This is a genomic window from Albidovulum marisflavi, from assembly GCF_025751435.1.
In the GTDB taxonomy this organism is placed as follows: Bacteria; Pseudomonadota; Alphaproteobacteria; order Rhodobacterales; family Rhodobacteraceae; genus Albidovulum; species Albidovulum marisflavi.
Genome location: NZ_JAOWKY010000001.1, coordinates 814396 through 831379, shown reverse-complemented (window position 1 = coordinate 831379; position 16984 = coordinate 814396). Strand labels below are relative to the sequence as shown.

Annotated in this window: 19 protein-coding genes; 6 read left to right on the top strand and 13 right to left on the bottom strand. The window is 64.4% G+C overall.

The annotated features are described in order from the left end of the window. The first annotated feature begins 41 nt into the window (after window positions 1-41). Window positions 42-851 carry a division plane positioning ATPase MipZ gene (locus tag OEW28_RS03990; protein WP_263733415.1) on the top strand — a complete coding sequence of 270 codons (810 nt, stop codon included), beginning with the start codon at window positions 42-44 and terminating at the stop codon, window positions 849-851. A gap of 25 nt (window positions 852-876) precedes the next feature. Here the strand turns inward: OEW28_RS03990 and OEW28_RS03985 are convergent, their stop codons facing one another. Further along, a complete protein-coding gene (locus OEW28_RS03985) occupies window positions 877-1038 on the bottom strand; it encodes a hypothetical protein (protein ID WP_263733414.1) in 162 nt (53 codons plus the stop codon). Window positions 1039-1254: 216 nt separating this feature from the next. Here OEW28_RS03985 and OEW28_RS03980 point away from each other — a divergent pair, with 216 nt between their 5' ends. Beyond that, on the top strand, window positions 1255-2130 hold the full coding sequence (locus OEW28_RS03980; protein ID WP_263733413.1) for a 3-hydroxybutyryl-CoA dehydrogenase: 876 nt from the start codon (window positions 1255-1257) through the stop codon (window positions 2128-2130). A 60-nt stretch (window positions 2131-2190) separates the two neighbouring features. Here OEW28_RS03980 and OEW28_RS03975 read toward each other — a convergent pair whose 3' ends face one another. From OEW28_RS03975 to OEW28_RS03950, 6 genes are read right to left on the bottom strand one after another with little or no spacing between them, the layout of a single operon-like run. Continuing rightward, complete coding sequence (locus tag OEW28_RS03975; protein WP_263733412.1) at window positions 2191-2460, bottom strand: HPr family phosphocarrier protein; 270 nt, start codon at window positions 2458-2460, stop codon at window positions 2191-2193. After that, window positions 2457-2861, bottom strand: a complete 405-nt coding sequence (locus OEW28_RS03970; RefSeq protein ID WP_263733411.1) for a PTS sugar transporter subunit IIA — start codon at window positions 2859-2861, stop codon at window positions 2457-2459. Before OEW28_RS03970 ends, OEW28_RS03975 begins: the two co-directional genes overlap by 4 nt. Further along, on the bottom strand, window positions 2858-3790 hold the full coding sequence (rapZ, locus tag OEW28_RS03965; RefSeq protein WP_263733410.1) for an RNase adapter RapZ: 933 nt from the start codon (window positions 3788-3790) through the stop codon (window positions 2858-2860). The genes OEW28_RS03970 and rapZ overlap by 4 nt, the downstream gene beginning before the upstream one ends. Next, window positions 3787-4221, bottom strand: a complete 435-nt coding sequence (locus OEW28_RS03960; protein WP_263733409.1) for an HPr kinase/phosphorylase — start codon at window positions 4219-4221, stop codon at window positions 3787-3789. Before OEW28_RS03960 ends, rapZ begins: the two co-directional genes overlap by 4 nt. Beyond that, entirely contained in the window at window positions 4218-5951 is a 1734-nt protein-coding gene (locus OEW28_RS03955) for a sensor histidine kinase (RefSeq protein WP_263733408.1), read from the bottom strand. Before OEW28_RS03955 ends, OEW28_RS03960 begins: the two co-directional genes overlap by 4 nt. Beyond that, window positions 5948-6649, bottom strand: coding sequence for a response regulator transcription factor (locus tag OEW28_RS03950; protein WP_263733407.1), 702 nt, complete (start codon window positions 6647-6649; stop codon window positions 5948-5950). Before OEW28_RS03950 ends, OEW28_RS03955 begins: the two co-directional genes overlap by 4 nt. A gap of 379 nt (window positions 6650-7028) precedes the next feature. On the opposite strand from OEW28_RS03950, the gene OEW28_RS03945 reads away from it, so the two are divergent. The 3 genes from OEW28_RS03945 (at window position 7029) to OEW28_RS03935 (ending at window position 9949) form a co-directional block, all read left to right on the top strand. Beyond that, a complete protein-coding gene (locus OEW28_RS03945) occupies window positions 7029-8627 on the top strand; it encodes a phosphoenolpyruvate carboxykinase (RefSeq protein ID WP_263733406.1) in 1599 nt (532 codons plus the stop codon). Window positions 8628-8792: 165 nt separating this feature from the next. Then, complete coding sequence (locus tag OEW28_RS03940) at window positions 8793-9674, top strand: SPFH domain-containing protein (RefSeq protein ID WP_263733405.1); 882 nt, start codon at window positions 8793-8795, stop codon at window positions 9672-9674. Beyond that, a complete protein-coding gene (locus OEW28_RS03935) occupies window positions 9674-9949 on the top strand; it encodes an NfeD family protein (protein WP_263733404.1) in 276 nt (91 codons plus the stop codon). Before OEW28_RS03940 ends, OEW28_RS03935 begins: the two co-directional genes overlap by 1 nt. A 69-nt stretch (window positions 9950-10018) precedes the next feature. Here the strand turns inward: OEW28_RS03935 and OEW28_RS03930 are convergent, their stop codons facing one another. Beyond that, on the bottom strand, window positions 10019-11014 hold the full coding sequence (locus OEW28_RS03930; RefSeq protein ID WP_263733403.1) for an asparaginase: 996 nt from the start codon (window positions 11012-11014) through the stop codon (window positions 10019-10021). Between the two features lie 156 nt (window positions 11015-11170). On the opposite strand from OEW28_RS03930, the gene OEW28_RS03925 reads away from it, so the two are divergent. Continuing rightward, complete coding sequence (locus OEW28_RS03925) at window positions 11171-11707, top strand: invasion associated locus B family protein (RefSeq protein ID WP_263733402.1); 537 nt, start codon at window positions 11171-11173, stop codon at window positions 11705-11707. Window positions 11708-11773: 66 nt separating this feature from the next. On the opposite strand, the gene OEW28_RS03920 is transcribed toward OEW28_RS03925, so the two are convergent. The 5 genes from OEW28_RS03920 to cobU form a co-directional block, all read right to left on the bottom strand. Further along, the gene (locus OEW28_RS03920; RefSeq protein WP_263733401.1) at window positions 11774-13162 is read right to left on the bottom strand and encodes a glutamine synthetase family protein; all 1389 of its coding nucleotides are present in this window, start codon (window positions 13160-13162) and stop codon (window positions 11774-11776) included. Window positions 13163-13170: 8 nt separating this feature from the next. Next, window positions 13171-14544: an aspartate aminotransferase family protein gene (locus tag OEW28_RS03915; RefSeq protein ID WP_263733400.1), complete on the bottom strand. Its 1374-nt coding sequence runs from the start codon at window positions 14542-14544 to the stop codon at window positions 13171-13173. Between the two features lie 122 nt (window positions 14545-14666). Further along, on the bottom strand, window positions 14667-15425 hold the full coding sequence (locus tag OEW28_RS03910; protein ID WP_263734368.1) for an adenosylcobinamide-GDP ribazoletransferase: 759 nt from the start codon (window positions 15423-15425) through the stop codon (window positions 14667-14669). Beyond that, window positions 15425-16444, bottom strand: a complete 1020-nt coding sequence (gene cobT, locus OEW28_RS03905; protein ID WP_263733399.1) for a nicotinate-nucleotide--dimethylbenzimidazole phosphoribosyltransferase — start codon at window positions 16442-16444, stop codon at window positions 15425-15427. The genes OEW28_RS03910 and cobT overlap by 1 nt, the downstream gene beginning before the upstream one ends. 1 nt (window position 16445) lies before the next feature. Beyond that, entirely contained in the window at window positions 16446-16952 is a 507-nt protein-coding gene (gene cobU, locus OEW28_RS03900) for a bifunctional adenosylcobinamide kinase/adenosylcobinamide-phosphate guanylyltransferase (RefSeq protein WP_263733398.1), read from the bottom strand. Window positions 16953-16984: the final 32 nt, after the last annotated feature.

Sequence of the window (16984 nt, the reverse complement as noted above, 5' to 3'; positions counted from 1 at the left end):
GCACCAAAACGCCCCTGCGGGTTTTGTGAGGGACAAGACACTTGGCGCATATCATCGTCACCGGCAACGAGAAGGGCGGGTCGGGAAAATCCACGACGTCGATGCATGTCGCCACCGCGCTCGCGCGCATGGGGCACCGCGTCGGCGCGCTGGATCTTGATTTGCGGCAGCGCAGTTTCGGGCGCTACATCGAAAACCGCATGGCCTTTGCCCGCCGCGAAGGGCTGGAACTGCCCATGCCCGATTATCGCGAGCTGCCCGAGATCGCGCCCTCCGAGCTTTCACCGAACGAAAACGCCTATGATCACCGCCTGTCGGCAGCCGTGGCCGCGCTGGATCCCGTGTCGGATTTCCTCGTCATCGACTGCCCGGGATCCCACACCCGTCTGAGCCAGGTGGCGCATTCGCTTGCCGACACGCTGATCACGCCGCTCAACGACAGCTTCATCGACTTCGACCTGCTTGCGCGGATCAATCCGGACACAGGACGTGTCACCGGCCCTTCGATCTATGCCGAAATGGTCTGGAACGCGCGTCAGCTGCGCGCACGGGCGGGGCTGAAGCCGATTGACTGGATCGTGCTGAGGAACCGTTTGGGCGCACAGCAGATGCACAACAAGAAAAAAGTCGGCGCGGCCCTTGATCAGCTGTCCAGGCGCATCGGCTTTCGCGTTGCACCCGGCTTTTCCGAACGCGTCATATTCCGGGAGTTGTTCCCGCGCGGCCTGACGCTACTGGACCTCAAGGATGTGGGCGTCGAGTCGCTGAACCTGTCGAACGTGGCTGCCCGGCAGGAACTGCGCGACCTTATCCGCGAACTGCGGTTGCCGGGCGTGTCGATCGGTTTCTAGGCAGGTTGGCCAGGCGCCGCCCTGATCAGGCGGCCCGCGCGCGGGACTTGAAAACCGAGGGCGCTGTCGCCCGCGTCGGACGCGGCGTCCGGTGCTTTGTCATCGTGGTCAGCCGCTGGCCGAAACGATCGGTCTGTTCCGTGTTCTTGTTCGCGAGCCGAAGAAGGAATGCGGTGATCTTTTTCATTTTGTTCAGACCCGTTTCGATGCCCCCGGGTCCGTTTATCTTCCCGCTCCTTGACCGAAAAATGGCAGGTGAAAGGTCATTCGAAGAATCCCCTGACACAGTTGCGCCATGGGTTTTGGGCCTTATGCCGCAGGTGCAAATTGCCGTGCGCGGGCTTACGCCTTGCGTCACGGCACCGGGGGTGCATAAGGTCGTGCCAGACAGCGGAGAATTGGCATGGACATCAAGACAGTGGGCATTGTGGGCGCGGGCCAGATGGGCAACGGGATTGCCCATGTTTTCGCGCTTGCCGGGTTCGACGTGCTGTTGAACGACATCACGCAGGGCGCGCTGGACAATGCCGTGGGATTGATCGACCGGAACCTGGAGCGGCAGGTCGCGCGCGGCAAGATCACCGAGGATGAGCGCAAGGCGGCACTTGGCCGGATCAGGACGACCCTGAAACTGGCGGATCTGGGACAGACCGATCTTGTGATCGAAGCCGCGACGGAACGGGAAACCGTCAAGCAGGCGATCTTCGAGGACCTGCTGCCGCATCTCAAGCCTACGACGATCCTGACCTCGAACACCTCGTCGATCTCGATCACGCGCCTTGCCAGCCGCACGGACAGGCCGGAAAAGTTCATGGGCTTCCATTTCATGAACCCGGTACCGGTGATGCAGCTGGTCGAACTGATCCGCGGGATCGCCACGGATGATCCGACCTATAAGGCGCTGCTGAAGGTCGTGGAAAAGCTGGGCAAGACCGCGGCCAGCGCCGAGGACTTTCCCGCCTTCATCGTCAACCGCATCCTGATGCCGATGATCAACGAAGCGGTCTACACGCTTTACGAAGGGGTCGGTTCGGTCAAGTCCATCGACGAATCCCTGAAACTTGGCGCGAACCACCCGATGGGCCCGCTTGAGCTTGCGGACTTCATCGGGCTCGACACCTGCCTTGCGATCATGAACGTGTTGCACGACGGGCTTGCCGATACCAAGTACCGCCCTTGCCCGCTTCTGACGAAATATGTCGAGGCCGGATGGCTTGGCCGCAAGACGCAACGCGGATTTTACGACTACCGCGGCGAGGTACCGGTTCCCACGCGCTGAGTGACCAGGACCAGATCACCGCTGCGGCCGCGGCCATCCACCAGTCAGGGCAACAAGGCGTCAGTTGCCCTCGCCGAACTTGTCGGCAACCAGGTCCGACAGCGCGTCAGCCAGCTTTTGGGCCTCGGTGCCGGACGTTGTCAGCGTGATGCTGGTGCCGCGCGATGCCGCCAGCATCAGTAGCCCCATGATCGAGTCCCCCGAGGCTGTCATGCCGTCCCTGGCCACTTCGGCGGTGGCGTCGTGGGCCTCGACGACCTCGACGAACTTGGCCGAGGCGCGGGCGTGAAGCCCCTTTTCGTTCACGATGGTCAGAACGCGTTCTATCACGGCCGCACCTGCCCGGCACCGCCGGCATAGACGTTGATGTACTTTCGGCCCGCGTCCAGCGCGGTCGCCACGGCGTCGGGAACCGACAAGGTTCGGGACTTCGCCAGCTTGATCAGCATCGGCAGGTTGGCGCCATAGATGATCCGCCGGTTCTGCCGTTCGCAGGCGCAAAGAGACAGGTTCGAGGGCGAGCCGCCGAACATGTCGGTCACCACCACGACGCCGTCGCCTTCGTCAACCGCATCCGCGGCCCCGCGAATCTCGGCCTGCTTTTCGGCGCGGTCATGATCTTCCTCAATCGCGATCGCCCGAATTCCGGACTGTTTGCCCACGACATGTTCAACCGCTGCGAGATACTCGCGCGCCAAACCGCCATGTGCGACGATCACGATCCCGATCACGCCCTATCACCCTGCAATGCCGCGGCCGTAGCCGTCCGGCGTTCCATTTCCCGATGTCTTATAGACACCTGCCACCCCGCCTCTGCAAGTTCTTTGGCCACTTTTTCTGCAACTGCAATGCTGCGGTGTTGCCCTCCGGTACAACCGAAGCCGATCGTCACGTGGCTCTTGCCTTCGGCGACCTGCGCCGGAAGCAGAAACAGGATCAGATCGCGCGCGCGCTCGAAGAACTCCGGGAAGCGTGGATCGCTTGTGACATAGTCGGATACCGTCTGATCGCGCCCATCCAAAGGTCTCAGCGCATCGTCCCAGTGCGGATTTCTGAGGAAGCGGCAGTCGAACATCATGTCGAGTCCGCGCGGCACGCCGCGCTTGTAGGAAAACGACTGGACGGAGACCGCCAGCCGACCGCCGGTCGTACGTTCGAACCAGCGCGCGATCTCGGCCTTCAGATCATGCGGCGAAAGGTCGGAGGTATCGATCAGGACATCGGCGCGTGCACGGATCGGGACCAGCAGGTCGATCTCGCTCGTGACGCCAGAGGCGGGTGCCTCGGCAGGCGACAGCGGATGACGCCGTCGCGTTTCCCCGAAGCGGCGCACCAGTTCGTCCGCCCGGCAATCCAGAAAAAGGACCTCGGGCGCAACGTCCGGGCGCGCGGTCAGGCGATCGATCAGTTCGATCAGTCCCGCGACCGAGAAGTCCCTGTTTCGCACGTCGATGCCAAGCGCCAGCGGCCGCTGTATCGGCGGCCCCTCAAGAAGCCGGGGGATCAGGCTGAGCGGCAGGTTGTCGATCGGCTCGTAGCCCAGGTCCTCGAGCGCGCGCAACGCGGTTGCCCTGCCGGCGCCGGATGGGCCGGTGACCAGGACCAGTTGCTGGCCCTGTGCTATCTTGTCCTGCGAATTTGTCGCCATCGAGTCGTTCATGCGCGTCGTCCTGCCTTGAGATATTGCAGGATTGCGGCCGGAAAATGGGCGCTCTCGACTCTGTGAAGCACGGGAACGACGCACTGAGCGATAGAGGTCTGCCGAAACGGGGGAAGCCGGTCGGTTTCAACCAGGGACAGATCGACGGCCAGGACCAAGGGTGCCGACGGGGCGGGCTCTGCGGCAAGCAGTCCGATGCCGCGCGCCTCAATCAGGCCGCGGATGGTCGGGGGGGCGCTGGCGATCGCCACGCCATCGCGGACCACGATCTCGACGCCGTCATCGGCGACGAGGGCGCAGCCATAGGCCATCAACTGCAGCGACAAGGCGGACTTGCCGGACCCAGATGGCCCAAGGATCAGAACGCCGCGCCCATCAAGACTTACACAGGCCGCGTGAAGGATCGTCGGCTGCGCGGCCTCGCGGGTCACAAGGGCAGACCCACCACGAACCGCGCGCCAAGCGGAGCGGTGTTCAGATCGGAGTCGGCGGCGCGGATGTTCTCTGCCCAGATCACGCCGCCATGCGCCTCGACGATCTGCTTCGAGATCGCAAGGCCCAGGCCGGAGTGGTTGCCGAACTGTCCCGGCGGACGTTCCGAATAGAAACGCTTGAATATCTTGATCAGCGCCTGGTCGGGGATGCCCGGGCCGGTATCCTCGACCACGACCAGAACGCGATTTTCCCGCTTGCGGGCCCAGACGCGCACGGCGTCCCCCTTTTCGCAGAAGGAAATCGCGTTCGAGATGAGATTGACGAAGACCTGCGCCAGCCGCGCTTCGAGCCCCGTGATCGTGACGGGATCGGCGGGCAGATCGGTGATGAAGTCGATGCCCTTGGCCTTGGCCTCGTCCCCGAAGTACTGCGAAATGCCGCGCAGCGTCTTGATCAGGTCGAAGACCTCCTCTTCCTCCTTCACCAACTCGCTGTCGAGCCGCGAGGCGTTGGAGATATCGCTGACCAGCCGGTCGAGCCTGCGCACGTCGTGGTCGATGACGTCCAGCAGCTTTTCGCGCTGGTCGTCGCGCTTGGCCAGACGCAGCGTGCCCACGGCGGAACGGAGCGAGGCCAACGGGTTCTTGATCTCGTGCGCGACGTCGGCTGCGAACTGTTCGTTCGATTCGATGCGATCGTACAGTGCCGCGACCATGCCGCGCATCGCGCCCGACAGCCGGCCGATTTCGTCGGGTCTGGCGGTCAGGTCAGGGATGCGGACGCGACCCGGATTCAGGCGTCTTGCGTTCTTGTCCCGCCCCAGTTCGGCAGCAGCGGCAAGGTCCGACAAGGGGTTGGCGATCGTCGACGCCAGCAGAAGGCTCAGGCCGATCGACACGAACAGCGCGACGAAGAACATCTGAAGGATCTGCTCGCGCTCGACGCGCACCAGCCTGTCGATTTCGCTTGCCGCAGAGGCAAGCGCCACGACTCCGACCACGGTGTCACCGCGACGGATCGGCGTCGCCACGGCAAAGACCGTCTCGCCGGCGGCATCGAGGGCAGAGGCAAAGCGGGTTTCGTCGCGCAACGCGTCGCCGACAAGCCCGTTGGCAAGCTCGTCGATCGTGATCGCATCCTCGATCGGGTCGCGGAAGGAAAAGAGCGTTGAAATGCCGCTCCAGACGCCGTTCAGAAGATCGGTGATGATCGTGGGACGGCGATCGTTCTTCAGCCCCGCGACCGCTTCCGGAACGGCGCGTTCGGCGCCAAGCGTGCTGATCACCTGCCGTCCGCTCATGTCGAAGACGAAAAGTTCGACCCCGGCAGGCAGTTCCATGCCTTCGAGCGTCGCCCGTGGATCGATTCCGTCGGAGGCCGCGATGCTGACCGGACCGGAAACAGGCAGCTGCACCTCGAATATGTCGGCGACAAGCTGCGCCTCTGACACGAGGCCGTTTTCGCGCTGGATGGCCAGGCTGTCCCGGAATGGGTTCAGGTACAAAACGCCCGCAACCAGCAGCACCATCGCCATCAGGTTGAAGATGATGATCTTGCGCGCAAGCGGCGAACGATTGAGGGAGACCAGCCCGCGCCGCTCGCGGCCCGCGCGAAGTTCCTGGTCGACGTAGACCTCGGGCGAGACCCAATCCTCGCCCAGAACCACGTCGGCGCGGCCCGCGGGCTTTGGCTTCTCGAAGAAACGGAACCTTTCGGCGAAACTCATTCTTCGTTGTATCGGTAACCGATACCGTAAAGCGTCTCGATGGCCGAGAACTCATCGTCGACCATCCGCATCTTCTTGCGCAGACGCTTGATGTGACTGTCGATCGTGCGGTCATCGACATAGACCTGATCGTCGTAGGCGACGTCCATCAGCTGATCGCGGCTCTTGACGAAGCCGGGACGTTGCGCCAGCGCCTGCAGCAACAGGAACTCGGTCACGGTCAGGGCGACGTCGCGGCCCTTCCAGCTGACCGCGTGGCGGAGCGGGTCCATGGTCAGGGCCCCACGGGTCATCATCTTGGTCTCTTCGGTCGTCGCGACCTCGCCAGAGGCGATGGCTTCCTGGCGGCGCAGCAGCGCGCGGATGCGCTCGACCAGAAGACGCTGGGAAAACGGCTTCTTGACATAGTCGTCCGCGCCCATGCGCAGCCCCAGAACCTCGTCGATCTCATCGTCCTTCGAGGTCAGGAATATGATCGGCATCGAGGTCTTCTGACGCAGGCGCTGCAACAGATCCATTCCGTCCATGCGCGGCATCTTGATGTCCAGCACCGCCATGTCGGGCATGCGCTTGTTGAACGCATCAAGCGCGGACTGGCCATCATTATAGGTTTCGACCTCAAAACCCTCGGCTTCGAGCGTCATCGACACCGAAGTCAGGATGTTCCTGTCATCATCGACCAACGCTATCCTGGACATCCGTCTTTCCTTGTACTGCTCGGGCTGGCATGAACTGCCGATATTTTGCCACATAGTCCTTTTTCCGCGCAGATGAATCAACATCTAACTGCGAATCAGGGTTTTCTTCCTGCGCGCGAAGCGGAAATTTTGCGCGATCCTTGCGGAATTGCCGCACTTTTCGAAACAGCTTCGGCGATCTCGGCCCGCCCGGGCCGGTGGTTGCGCTAAACTGCCGATGGTGGCGCTAACTGGTTGCAAGGCTTCTGGTTCCTGCTTTTAAGCTCGTGTTATAGGGACCGCGCCGGACGCACGAACAGTCCGGCGCGCGCCCGGGACACCATTGGCCGGGTGCGACTGGTAAAGTCTAGACGCCGAATGCCGGCACCAGGAGCGACAGATGATTACAGGACGGGTGAACCCCTCGCAGCGATTGGAAGATCAAGGGATCGTGGGGCTGGGCTCGGTCTATTACAACCTGCTGGAGCCTGCGCTGATCGAAGCCGCGCTGAAGCGCGACGAAGGCACACTTGGCAAGGGCGGCGCGTTCCTCGTGACCACCGGCGCCCACACCGGGCGTTCTCCCAAGGACAAGTTCGTGGTGCGAACCCCTTCGGTCGAAGAGTCGATCTGGTGGGAAAACAACAAGCCAATGACCCCCGAAGCCTTCGACACGCTCTATGACGATATGGTCGCGCACATGAAGGGGCGCGACTATTTCGTTCAGGACCTGTTCGGCGGCGCCGACCCGGAACACCGTCTTGACGTGCGCGTGGTGACCGAACTGGCCTGGCACGGGCTTTTCATCCGCCACCTGCTGCGCCGGCCCTCGCGCGAGGAGCTTGACAGCTTCATTCCCGAATTCACGATCATCAACTGCCCGTCGTTCAAGGCCGATCCGGCGCGACATGGCTGCCGCTCGGAAACCGTCATCGCGCTGAACTTCGACCGCAAGCTGATCCTGATCGCGAACACCGCCTATGCCGGCGAAAACAAGAAATCGGTCTTCACGCTTCTTAACTACATCCTTCCAGGCAAGGGCGTCATGGCGATGCACTGCTCGGCCAACCACGCGATCGGCAACCCCGACGATACCGCCGTGTTCTTCGGCCTGTCCGGCACCGGCAAGACCACGCTTTCGGCCGACCCTTCGCGCATCCTGATCGGCGATGACGAACATGGCTGGTCAGGCAAGGGCACCTTCAACTTCGAAGGCGGCTGCTACGCCAAGACAATCAACCTGTCGGCCGAGGCCGAGCCCGAGATCTTTGCCACGACCAGCAAGTTCGGCACCGTGATCGAGAACATGGTCTTCGATCCCGAAACGCTGGAGCTTGACTTCGAGGACAACTCGATCACCGACAACATGCGGTGCGCCTACCCTCTGGACTACATCTCCAACGCCTCGGACAGCGGGCTTGGCGGGCATCCCAAGAACGTCATCATGCTGACCTGCGACGCCTACGGCGCGCTGCCGCCGATCGCCCGGCTGACCCCGGCGCAGGCGATGTATCACTTCCTGTCGGGATTCACCTCGAAGACGCCGGGAACAGAAGTCGGCGTGACCGAGCCGCTCCCGACCTTTTCGACCTGCTTCGGTGCCCCCTTCATGCCGCGCCGCCCCGAGGTCTACGGCAAGCTGCTGCAGGAACAGATTGCGCGGCATGGCGCGACCTGCTGGCTGGTGAACACCGGCTGGACCGGCGGCGCCTACGGCACCGGCCGGCGCATGCCGATAAAGGCGACGCGCGCCCTGCTGACCGCAGCACTTGACGGGTCGCTGAACTCGGTCGAATTCCGCAAGGACCAGAACTTCGGCTTCGAGGTCCCGGTTTCCGTGCCGGGCGTCGACGACACCCTGCTTGATCCGCGCAAGACCTGGGCCGACCCGTCGGCCTATGACGCGCAGGCCCGCAAGCTTGTCGGCATGTTCGCGGACAACTTCGCGCAGTACGTCCCCTACATCGATGCCGAGGTCAAGGCCGCGGCGATCGGCTGAGGCAGGACCTGATCCCATCAAGGGCCGCGGACGCATGCGCCGCGGCCCTTTTTGTTGCATCTGCGCACAGGGGGGAGAGCGGCAAGCGGTTTCCCCCCCGGCAGTGTCTTTTCACACGGCGCAACGCGGGGCATATTCTTTCGTATATGCAACGGAGGGTTGAGAATGCAATTTGACGATCTCATTGGCGGCAACGCGGTCTTTCTGGCCGTCGCTGTCTTCATCATACTTTGCATCTTCCTTGGCGTCCGGATCGTTCCACAGTCCGAAAAGCACGTGGTCGAGCGTTTTGGCCGGCTTCGCGCGGTCCTGGGGCCCGGCATAAATTTCATCGTGCCCTTTCTCGATCGCGTCGCGCACAAGATCTCGATCCTCGAACGCCAGTTGCCCAACGCATTTCAGGACGCGATCACCTCGGACAACGTGCTTGTGAAGGTCGAAACCAGCGTCTTCTATCGCATCATCGAGCCGGAAAAGACGGTCTACCGCATCCGTGACGTCGACGGCGCCATCGCCACGACCGTCGCAGGCATCGTGCGGAGCGAGATCGGCAAGATGGAACTGGACCAGGTCCAGTCGAACCGCGCGAGCCTGATCGCCCAGGTCCGCGAACAGGTGGCCGCGATGGTCGACGACTGGGGGATCGAGGTGACGCGGGCCGAGGTGCTGGATGTCAACCTTGACGAGGCAACGCGCGCCGCGATGCTTCAGCAGTTGAACGCGGAACGCGCGCGGCGTGCCCAGGTGACCGAGGCCGAGGGGAAGAAACGCGCGGTCGAACTTGGCGCCGACGCCGATCTTTACGCCGCCGAGCAAGAGGCCAAGGCGCGCCGGATTTCCGCCGAAGCCGAAGCTTACGCAACCGAAATCGTCGCCAAGGCCATCAAGGAAAACGGCATCGAGGCCGCGCAGTATCAGGTTGCCCTGAAGCAGGTCGAGGCACTGACGGCCGTGGGACAGGGCACCGGGAAGCAGATGATCATCGTTCCCGCCCAGGCGCTTGATGCCTTCGGTGACGCCTTCAAGATGCTGAAAGGGCGCCTGTGATGATGCTCTGGCAACTCTGGTGGGTGTGGATCACCTTCGGCGTGGTGCTGGCGATCCTTGAGGTCGCGGTCCCGGGTTTCATTTTCCTGGGCTTTTCCGGCGGCGCGGCGCTGACCGGCGTTGGGCTCGGCCTCGGGATCATCGGCGGGTCGCTGCCGGCGTTGCTTCTGGTCTTTGCGCTGGCCTCGCTGGCCTGCTGGGCGGTGCTGCGCGCCTTCTTCGGCCGCAACTACGCCAAGCCGAAGATCTGGGAAAAGGACGTCAACGACAACTGAGCCACCGCGTGGCATCGGCGAAGGGCATGGCCCGGCTGCAACCGGAACCGGGCCCTTCCACATCGGCGGTCAGGCCGCGAACCCCGCTGCCAGCCGCCGTTCGCCCACCGCCTGGCCGGCGTGATTGCGGATCGGACCGCTGAGATAGCGCCTGACTACCGGGTGGCCAGGATCAAGCGCGCCAAGCCGGATCAGAAGGGCGACGATCGCCGCCTCCGATGCACGCTCGGCCCCGTCCAGTATCTTCAGCGCGATGCCCATCCTGCGTTCGGGCAGGATCGCGACGAAGACGGCCTCGGCGCCGGTCTTGACCGCGACCTTGCCGCCCATCGCGCGCATGAGGTTGGTGCAGGCGCGCCCCTCGCCCGCGACCAGCTCAGGAAACGCCGTCATCGCCGAAACCAACCGCGCCGCAGCCTTCGACCGGGTGTCGGAACCGTCCCCGGCGCCGGCGTAGAACGCCATGGCGCGCGCCAGGCCATGAACCGTGGTGGCGAAGTTGGGGGCCGAACACCCGTCGATCCCGTAGCCCGGAGATGCGACGCCCGTCACCTCTTCGAACGCATGCCGGACCGCGATCTGCACGGGGTGATCGGCCTCGTGGTATTCGGGGCCGGCGCCCAGATGCCGCGCAAGCGTCAGGAACCCCGAATGCTTGCCCGAACAGTTGTTGTGGATGCGGCAGGGGGACTCCCCACCGCACAGCACATGCTTCATCGCGTCGGCGTCGCGCGGCATCTGCGGCCCGCACCGCAGGTCGTCATCCCCCAGCCCAAGATCGGCCAGCCAGCGCGTGACCAGGTCGGAGTGAACCGCCGCGCCCTGATGGCTGGCGCAGGCCAGGGCAAGGCGCGACGCGCCCACGCCAAACGCGTCGGCCGCACCGCTTTCGATCAGCGGCAGCGCCTGGATCATCTTGCACGAGGACCGCGGAAAGATCACCGCGTCCGGGTCGCCCCAAGCCTCCACGATGGCGCCATCGGCATCGCAGATGACGGCATGCCCATGGTGCAAGCTCTCCAGGAGTCCCCCCCGCCAGAACTCCACCATCGGCACTGCTTTCATTGGGCTTTCTCCTCAGCGAAAAACCGCCAACGGCCCTTTGCGACTTGGACCGGATTGCGCTAAGGCTGTCTTATCGGGTTGAAATGGCAACCGCCACGGCAAAGGCGCGGGCACAGTGCGTCAGGCGGGGCGGGATGAGCCTTCAGGAGGCGAAAAGTGAACACGATAGCGAAATTTCTGGGCAGTCTGGTCGTGGCGACGACAGTTGTGGGGGCCGCCGCCGCGCAGACCGCCAATGACCGCGTTTCGGCCAACGGGGACTGGAGCTTCTATGTCTCTGAAAGCCCCAAGGAATGCTGGAGCGTGTCGGCACCGGTCGAAACGGTGAACACCAAGGATGGCAAGCCGGTGTCGGTCAGGCGCGGCGATATCCTTCTGTTCGTGACCTTCCGCCCCGGCGCCTCGGCCGGCGAGGTGTCATTTTCGGGCGGGTACCCCTTTGCCGAGGACTCCTCGCCCACGCTGGAGATCGACGGCAAGACGTTCGAGCTGTTCCTGAACGGGGCTGCCGACCCCGAGGTGGCCTGGTCGCCCAGTGCCGACGTGGACGCGCAGATCGTCGCGGCGATGAAGGCCGGTTCCAGGGCCGTGGTCAAGGCGCGGTCGGGGCGCGGCACGCAGACACAGGACACGTTCTCGCTCACCGGGTTCACGGCGACGGCGGACGAAGCCTCCAAGCGCTGCGCGAGCTGACGCGACAGACCGCAGCCACAAGGCCCGCATCCCCGGATGCGGGCTTTTTCTTTCCGGGGGTGCGGCTCAGACGGTGTGCAGGTACAGGTCGAAGTCAAGCTCTGAAACCGTGCGACTGACCCGAGCATATTCCGCGGCCTTCACGGCGGTGAACGTGCGGTGCATCTCGACGCCCAGGGCATCTTTCAGGAACGCGGATTTCTTCGCCGCTTCGATGGCGGAACGCCAATCGCGCGGCATCGCGCCGCCATCGTCGTCGGCATATCCGTTTCCGGTGGTCTCCGGGCCGGGATCGATCCGGTTCCGCAAGCCATGCCGGATTGCGGCCAGCACGGTCGTCGCGACCAGATAGGGGTTGGCATCCACTCCCGACGGCCGATGTTCGATACGCCGTGCGCGCAACTCTCCGGCCGGTATGCGCAGCGCGACCGAGCGATTGTTGACACCCCAGTTGGTCGAAACCGGCGCATAGCTCTGGTTCGCGAAGCGGCGCCATGAATTGGCGTGCGGGGCGAAGACCAGCATGGATTCCGCCATCGTGTCCCGCATACCGCCCAGTGCGTGGAGGATCGTGTCGGTCCACTTGCCTTCTTCCTTCTCGGCAAAGACGTTCTCGCCCTTTTCATTCTGGAGCGAGACGTGGAAATGCATGCCTGAGCCCGCGTATTCCTCGACTGGCTTGGCCATGAAGCAGGCGGTCACGCCATGGGCGCGCGCCTGGGCGCGGACGATCCGCTTCAGCCGCATCAGGTCGTCCGCCGCCTGCATCACGTCCTCGCGGTAGTGCAGCGTCAGTTCATACTGCCCCGGCGCATATTCCGAGATCATGGTCTCGGCCTTGATCCCGGCCTTTTCGGCAGCCGCATAGATGTCCGAGAAAAGCGGAAGCATCCCGTGCAGGTGATCGACCGAATAGACCTCGGTCTTGCGGGAATGACGTCCGTCCAGAACGTCATGGGCGGGCTGAACCTTGCCGTCCGCGCCGCGGTCCCTGGCCAGGAGGAAGAATTCCAGTTCGAACGCGGCCGCGGGCCGCAGCCCTTCGGCGGCCAAAAGATCAACCTGCCGCTGCAGCGCATGGCGCGGGTCCGAGGTCATCGGGGTGCCGTCCAGTTCATATAGCGAAAGGAAAACCTCGCCTCGCGGCGGCAGCGTATTGTGAAGCGGCTTCAGCGTTCCCGGGATCGGCCAGGCGCGCAGGTCGCCATCCCCCTGGTCCCAGATCAGGCCGGTTTCGTGGACGTCCTCGCCGCAGATATCAAGGCCGAGGATCGAAATCGGCATGTGTCGGCCAGACTTGTAGACCGACAGCAATTCGTGGCGACGGATGATCTTGCCGCGCCCGATCCCGTTTGAATCGTGCAGGACGATGTCGAAGGCCTCGATCTCGGGATGCGCATCCAGAAAGGCTTCGGCTTCGGCAAGGGTCGCGCCCGAGGGGCAGGTCTGTGTCATGGTCGTCCTCAGGCGAAAAGTTCGGTCAGGATTTCATCGAAGGCGCCGATCAGGCGGTCGATCTGGCGCTTCTTGGTCACCGGGCTGACCAGCATCATGTTGTGGAACGGCGCGATCAGGCAGCCACGGTTCAAGAGCCCGGTGTGAAGCGCCGCCTCGACCTCGTGAACATGGGCCTTGGCGGCTTCGGTACCGTTCCTCAGCGGGCCGGGTGCGCAGATGAATTCCACACGCGCGCCGACGCGGACAACGTGCCAGGGCGCCTTGTGCGTCTCGATCACCCGGGACAGTCCGGCGTGCAGCCGCTTCGCGCCTTTTTCCATGTGGGCGTAGTTTTCCGCCGTCATCACCTCTGACAGGTTCGCGACCAGGCAGGCGAACTGCATCGGGTTGGCCGAAAGGGTCGTGCCCATGCCGGAATGGCCTGCAGGACGGGCGTCGTCATAGGCCCGGAACGCTTCGGCCACCTTGGGCCTAAGGCCCCAGACAGCCGTCGGCATCCCGCCCGCGACGCATTTGCCGACGACGAAGATATCCGGGTCAAGCCCGTGTACGCCCGTATAGCCGCCCAGGCCGGATGAGATCGTGTGGGTTTCGTCGATGATCAGAAGCGCGCCGTATCGGGTTGAAAGCGCTCGCAGCCCCTCAAGGAACCCCGGGTCGGGCAGGACCATGCAGGAATTGGTCATCACGGGTTCGGTCAGGATCGCGGCGATCTGGCCGCCTTTCAGCGCGGCCTCGACCCCTTCAAGATCGTTGAACTCGCATGAAACCGCCAGCGTCGACAGATCCGTGACCTGCCCCACAAGGCCGGGACGCGTGCGGGTCTTTCCGGCGTCCAGTTCAACCATCGCGTCGTCTACGGTGCCATGGTAGCAGCCGTGGAAGACCAGTACCTTGGGCCGGCCCGTGACCGCACGGGCAACCCTGAGCGCGAAGCGATTGGCGTCCGTCGCCGTCGTCGCGATCTGCCAGCGGAAATCCCCGAAGCGCTCGGACAGAAGGCGGCCCGCCGTCAGTGCCGCTTCGGTCGGCAGCATGTAGGTCAGCCCGTTGCGGGCCTGCTTGCGGATCGCCTTGGCGACCGGCGCGGGCGAATGGCCGAACATCGAGCCGGTATCACCCAGGCAGAAATCATCCATCCCGTAGCCGTCCAGATCGGTCAGGCGCGCGCCGCTGGCCTCGGCCACCAGCATGGGGAAGGGCATGGGCCAGTCGCGCATCCAGTGCATCGGAACGCCGTCCAGATAGGCCTCTGCCCCCTTTTCCAGCGCCTTGCGGGTCAGCGGACGGGACTTTGCGAAGCGGCGCTGTTCGCGCTCGGCAAAGGCTTGCAGACGGGCGCGGTTCACACCGGCGATCATGTCGGAATTCGGGGCCATGCGACTCTCCTGAGAAGCTCAGGCGCTTTTGGCAAACTTTTGATCAAAAATAAAGAGGGCTTGGAATAAGCCTTTGCAGGCCCAGCGCTAGATTCAGGCCCTGGTTTGATGAAACTCGGTCGTCACGCCGCAAGGAAAAGCAGCGCGGCCCATCCTGCGATCTCGCCAGCCTGCTGCATGGCGCCCAGGACATCGCCCGTCTGGCCGCCGATCTGCCGCCGTGCCAGCAGGCCAAGGCCAACGGACGCCAAGGCGACAGCGCCGAAAACGACCACCGCAGCGCCAAGGCCAAGCGGCAAAAGACACAGGAACCCGACCGCAAGCGCCGGAATGGCGGGCGTCTCGTCACCAACCGCGGCATTTCCCAGACCGTCGGACCGTGCCGCGGGCAGCAGCACGAGAGCGGTGGGCAGCATCGCGCGGGTGACGGCGGCAAGGCCGATCAGGGCCCAACCCGCGCCGCCGCCGAAAAGTGCTGCGATGGCCGTGGCGCGGAACCCCAGGGACAGGACAAGCGCGACGACGCCATAACTGCCGATCCGGCTGTCGCGCATGATCTCAAGCTTGCGCTCACGGGTCGCGCCACCGCCGAAACCATCGGCCAGGTCAGCCAGGCCATCCTCATGCATCGCCCCGGTGCAAAGCGCACCCACAGCCAGGGCAAGCAGCGCCGCGGCCGGCGGCGGCAGGCCCAGGCCCTGCGCCAGGGCAAGCCCCCCCGCGGCAACTGCGCCGACGGCGACCCCGGCCAGGGGCCAGGCCCAGGCCGACGCGGACATCGAGGGCACAACACCCGCGAAGCCGCCCACGGGGAACCGTGTGAGAAGCATCAGCGCAAGCCGAACCTCGTCCAGCCGTATCCCGATGCCCCGGTCGCGCATCATGCCTCTGACACGCCGGCTTCACCGAAGGTGGCCATGCCGTTGTGACACGCCAGCGCGGCGCGCAGGATGCCAAGCGCAAGGGCCGCGCCCGAGCCTTCGCCAAGGCGCATGTCGAATTCCAGGACCGGCCGCTTGTGGATCGCCGCCAGAAGCTTGCGGTGGCCCGGCTCGGCCGAGGTGTGGCCGACAAGGCAGTGATCCAGCAACCGCTTGTCGGCGGCATAAAGAACAGCCGCCGCCGCCGTGCAGATGAATCCGTCAAGGATTACGGGGATGCGCGCCGCGCGTGCCGCCATCACCGCGCCGCAGATCGCGGCCTGTTCACGCCCGCCCAGCGCGGCAAGAATCGCCATCGGGTTGCCAAGAAGCGCTTCGTGGCGCTTCAGCCCGCGCTCGATCGCGTCGATCTTGCGCGTGATTCCCGCCTTGTCGGACCCAGTGCCGGGTCCGACCCATTCGGCCACCGGCCCGCCGAAGCAGGCCGAGGCAAGCGCGGCCGCGACGGTCGAGTTGCCGATACCCATTTCCCCCAGGACAAGCACATCCGCGCCTTCATCGACCGCCGAGGCGCCCTGCCAGAACGCATCGAGGCAATCGGTTTCCGACATCGCGGGGCCTTGCGTGAAATCGGCCGTCGGACGCCCCAGTTCCAGTGCGATCACCGTCAGATCGGCACCGTTCACCGCGCAAAGCTGGTTGATCGCCGCCCCGCCGCTTTCGAAGTTGGCGACCATCTGCGCCGTCACTTCCTGCGGATAGGGATTCACGCCCTGTGCGCAGATGCCGTGATTACCGGCAAAGACCAACGCCTGCGCGCGCCAGATCTCGGGCCGTCCGGTGCCGCGCCAGGTTGCCATGAACTCGGCCAGTTGCTCGAGCCTGCCCAGCGATCCGGGCGGCTTGGTCAAGGAGTTCTGCCGCGCACGCGCGGCTTCGGCTGCGGCGGCGTCCGCGGCGGGCAGCGCTTCGATCAGAGCGGGGATCTCGGCCAGCGAGGATATGGAGGGCAGGCTCATGTCATTTCACTTTCAGCGGCAGGCCGGAAACGGCCAGGATAACCTCATCCGAGGCGGCGGCGATCCATTGATTCAGAAGCCCGGCCGCGTCGCGGAACTCGCGGGCAAGGGCGTTGTCGGGCACTATACCGCTGCCAACCTCGTTCGTCACGAAGATGACAGGGTCCGTTTGCGCGGGCAGGGCCTCGGCCAGCGCGCGTCCAGCGGCACGCCAGTCATGCCCCCCCAGCATCAGGTTCGTCAGCCAGAGCGTCAGGCAATCCACAAGGCGCGGCCCCTGCCCGTCGGTTGCCGCCAGCGCCCCGGCCAGGTCCAGCGGTTCGGCAAGGGTCGACCATTCCTCGCCGCGGCGTTCCTGGTGCAAAGCGACGCGGCTGGCCATTTCCTGATCGCGCACTTCGGCGGTGGCGATATAGACGGCGCGGGGCGCGAGACTCAGCGCGATCGTCTCGGCGATGCCGCTTTTGCCCGATCGGGCGCCCCCGGTGATCAATATCGTCTTGCTCATGGTCCGGTCTCAAAGCAGAAACGGGCCCGTCA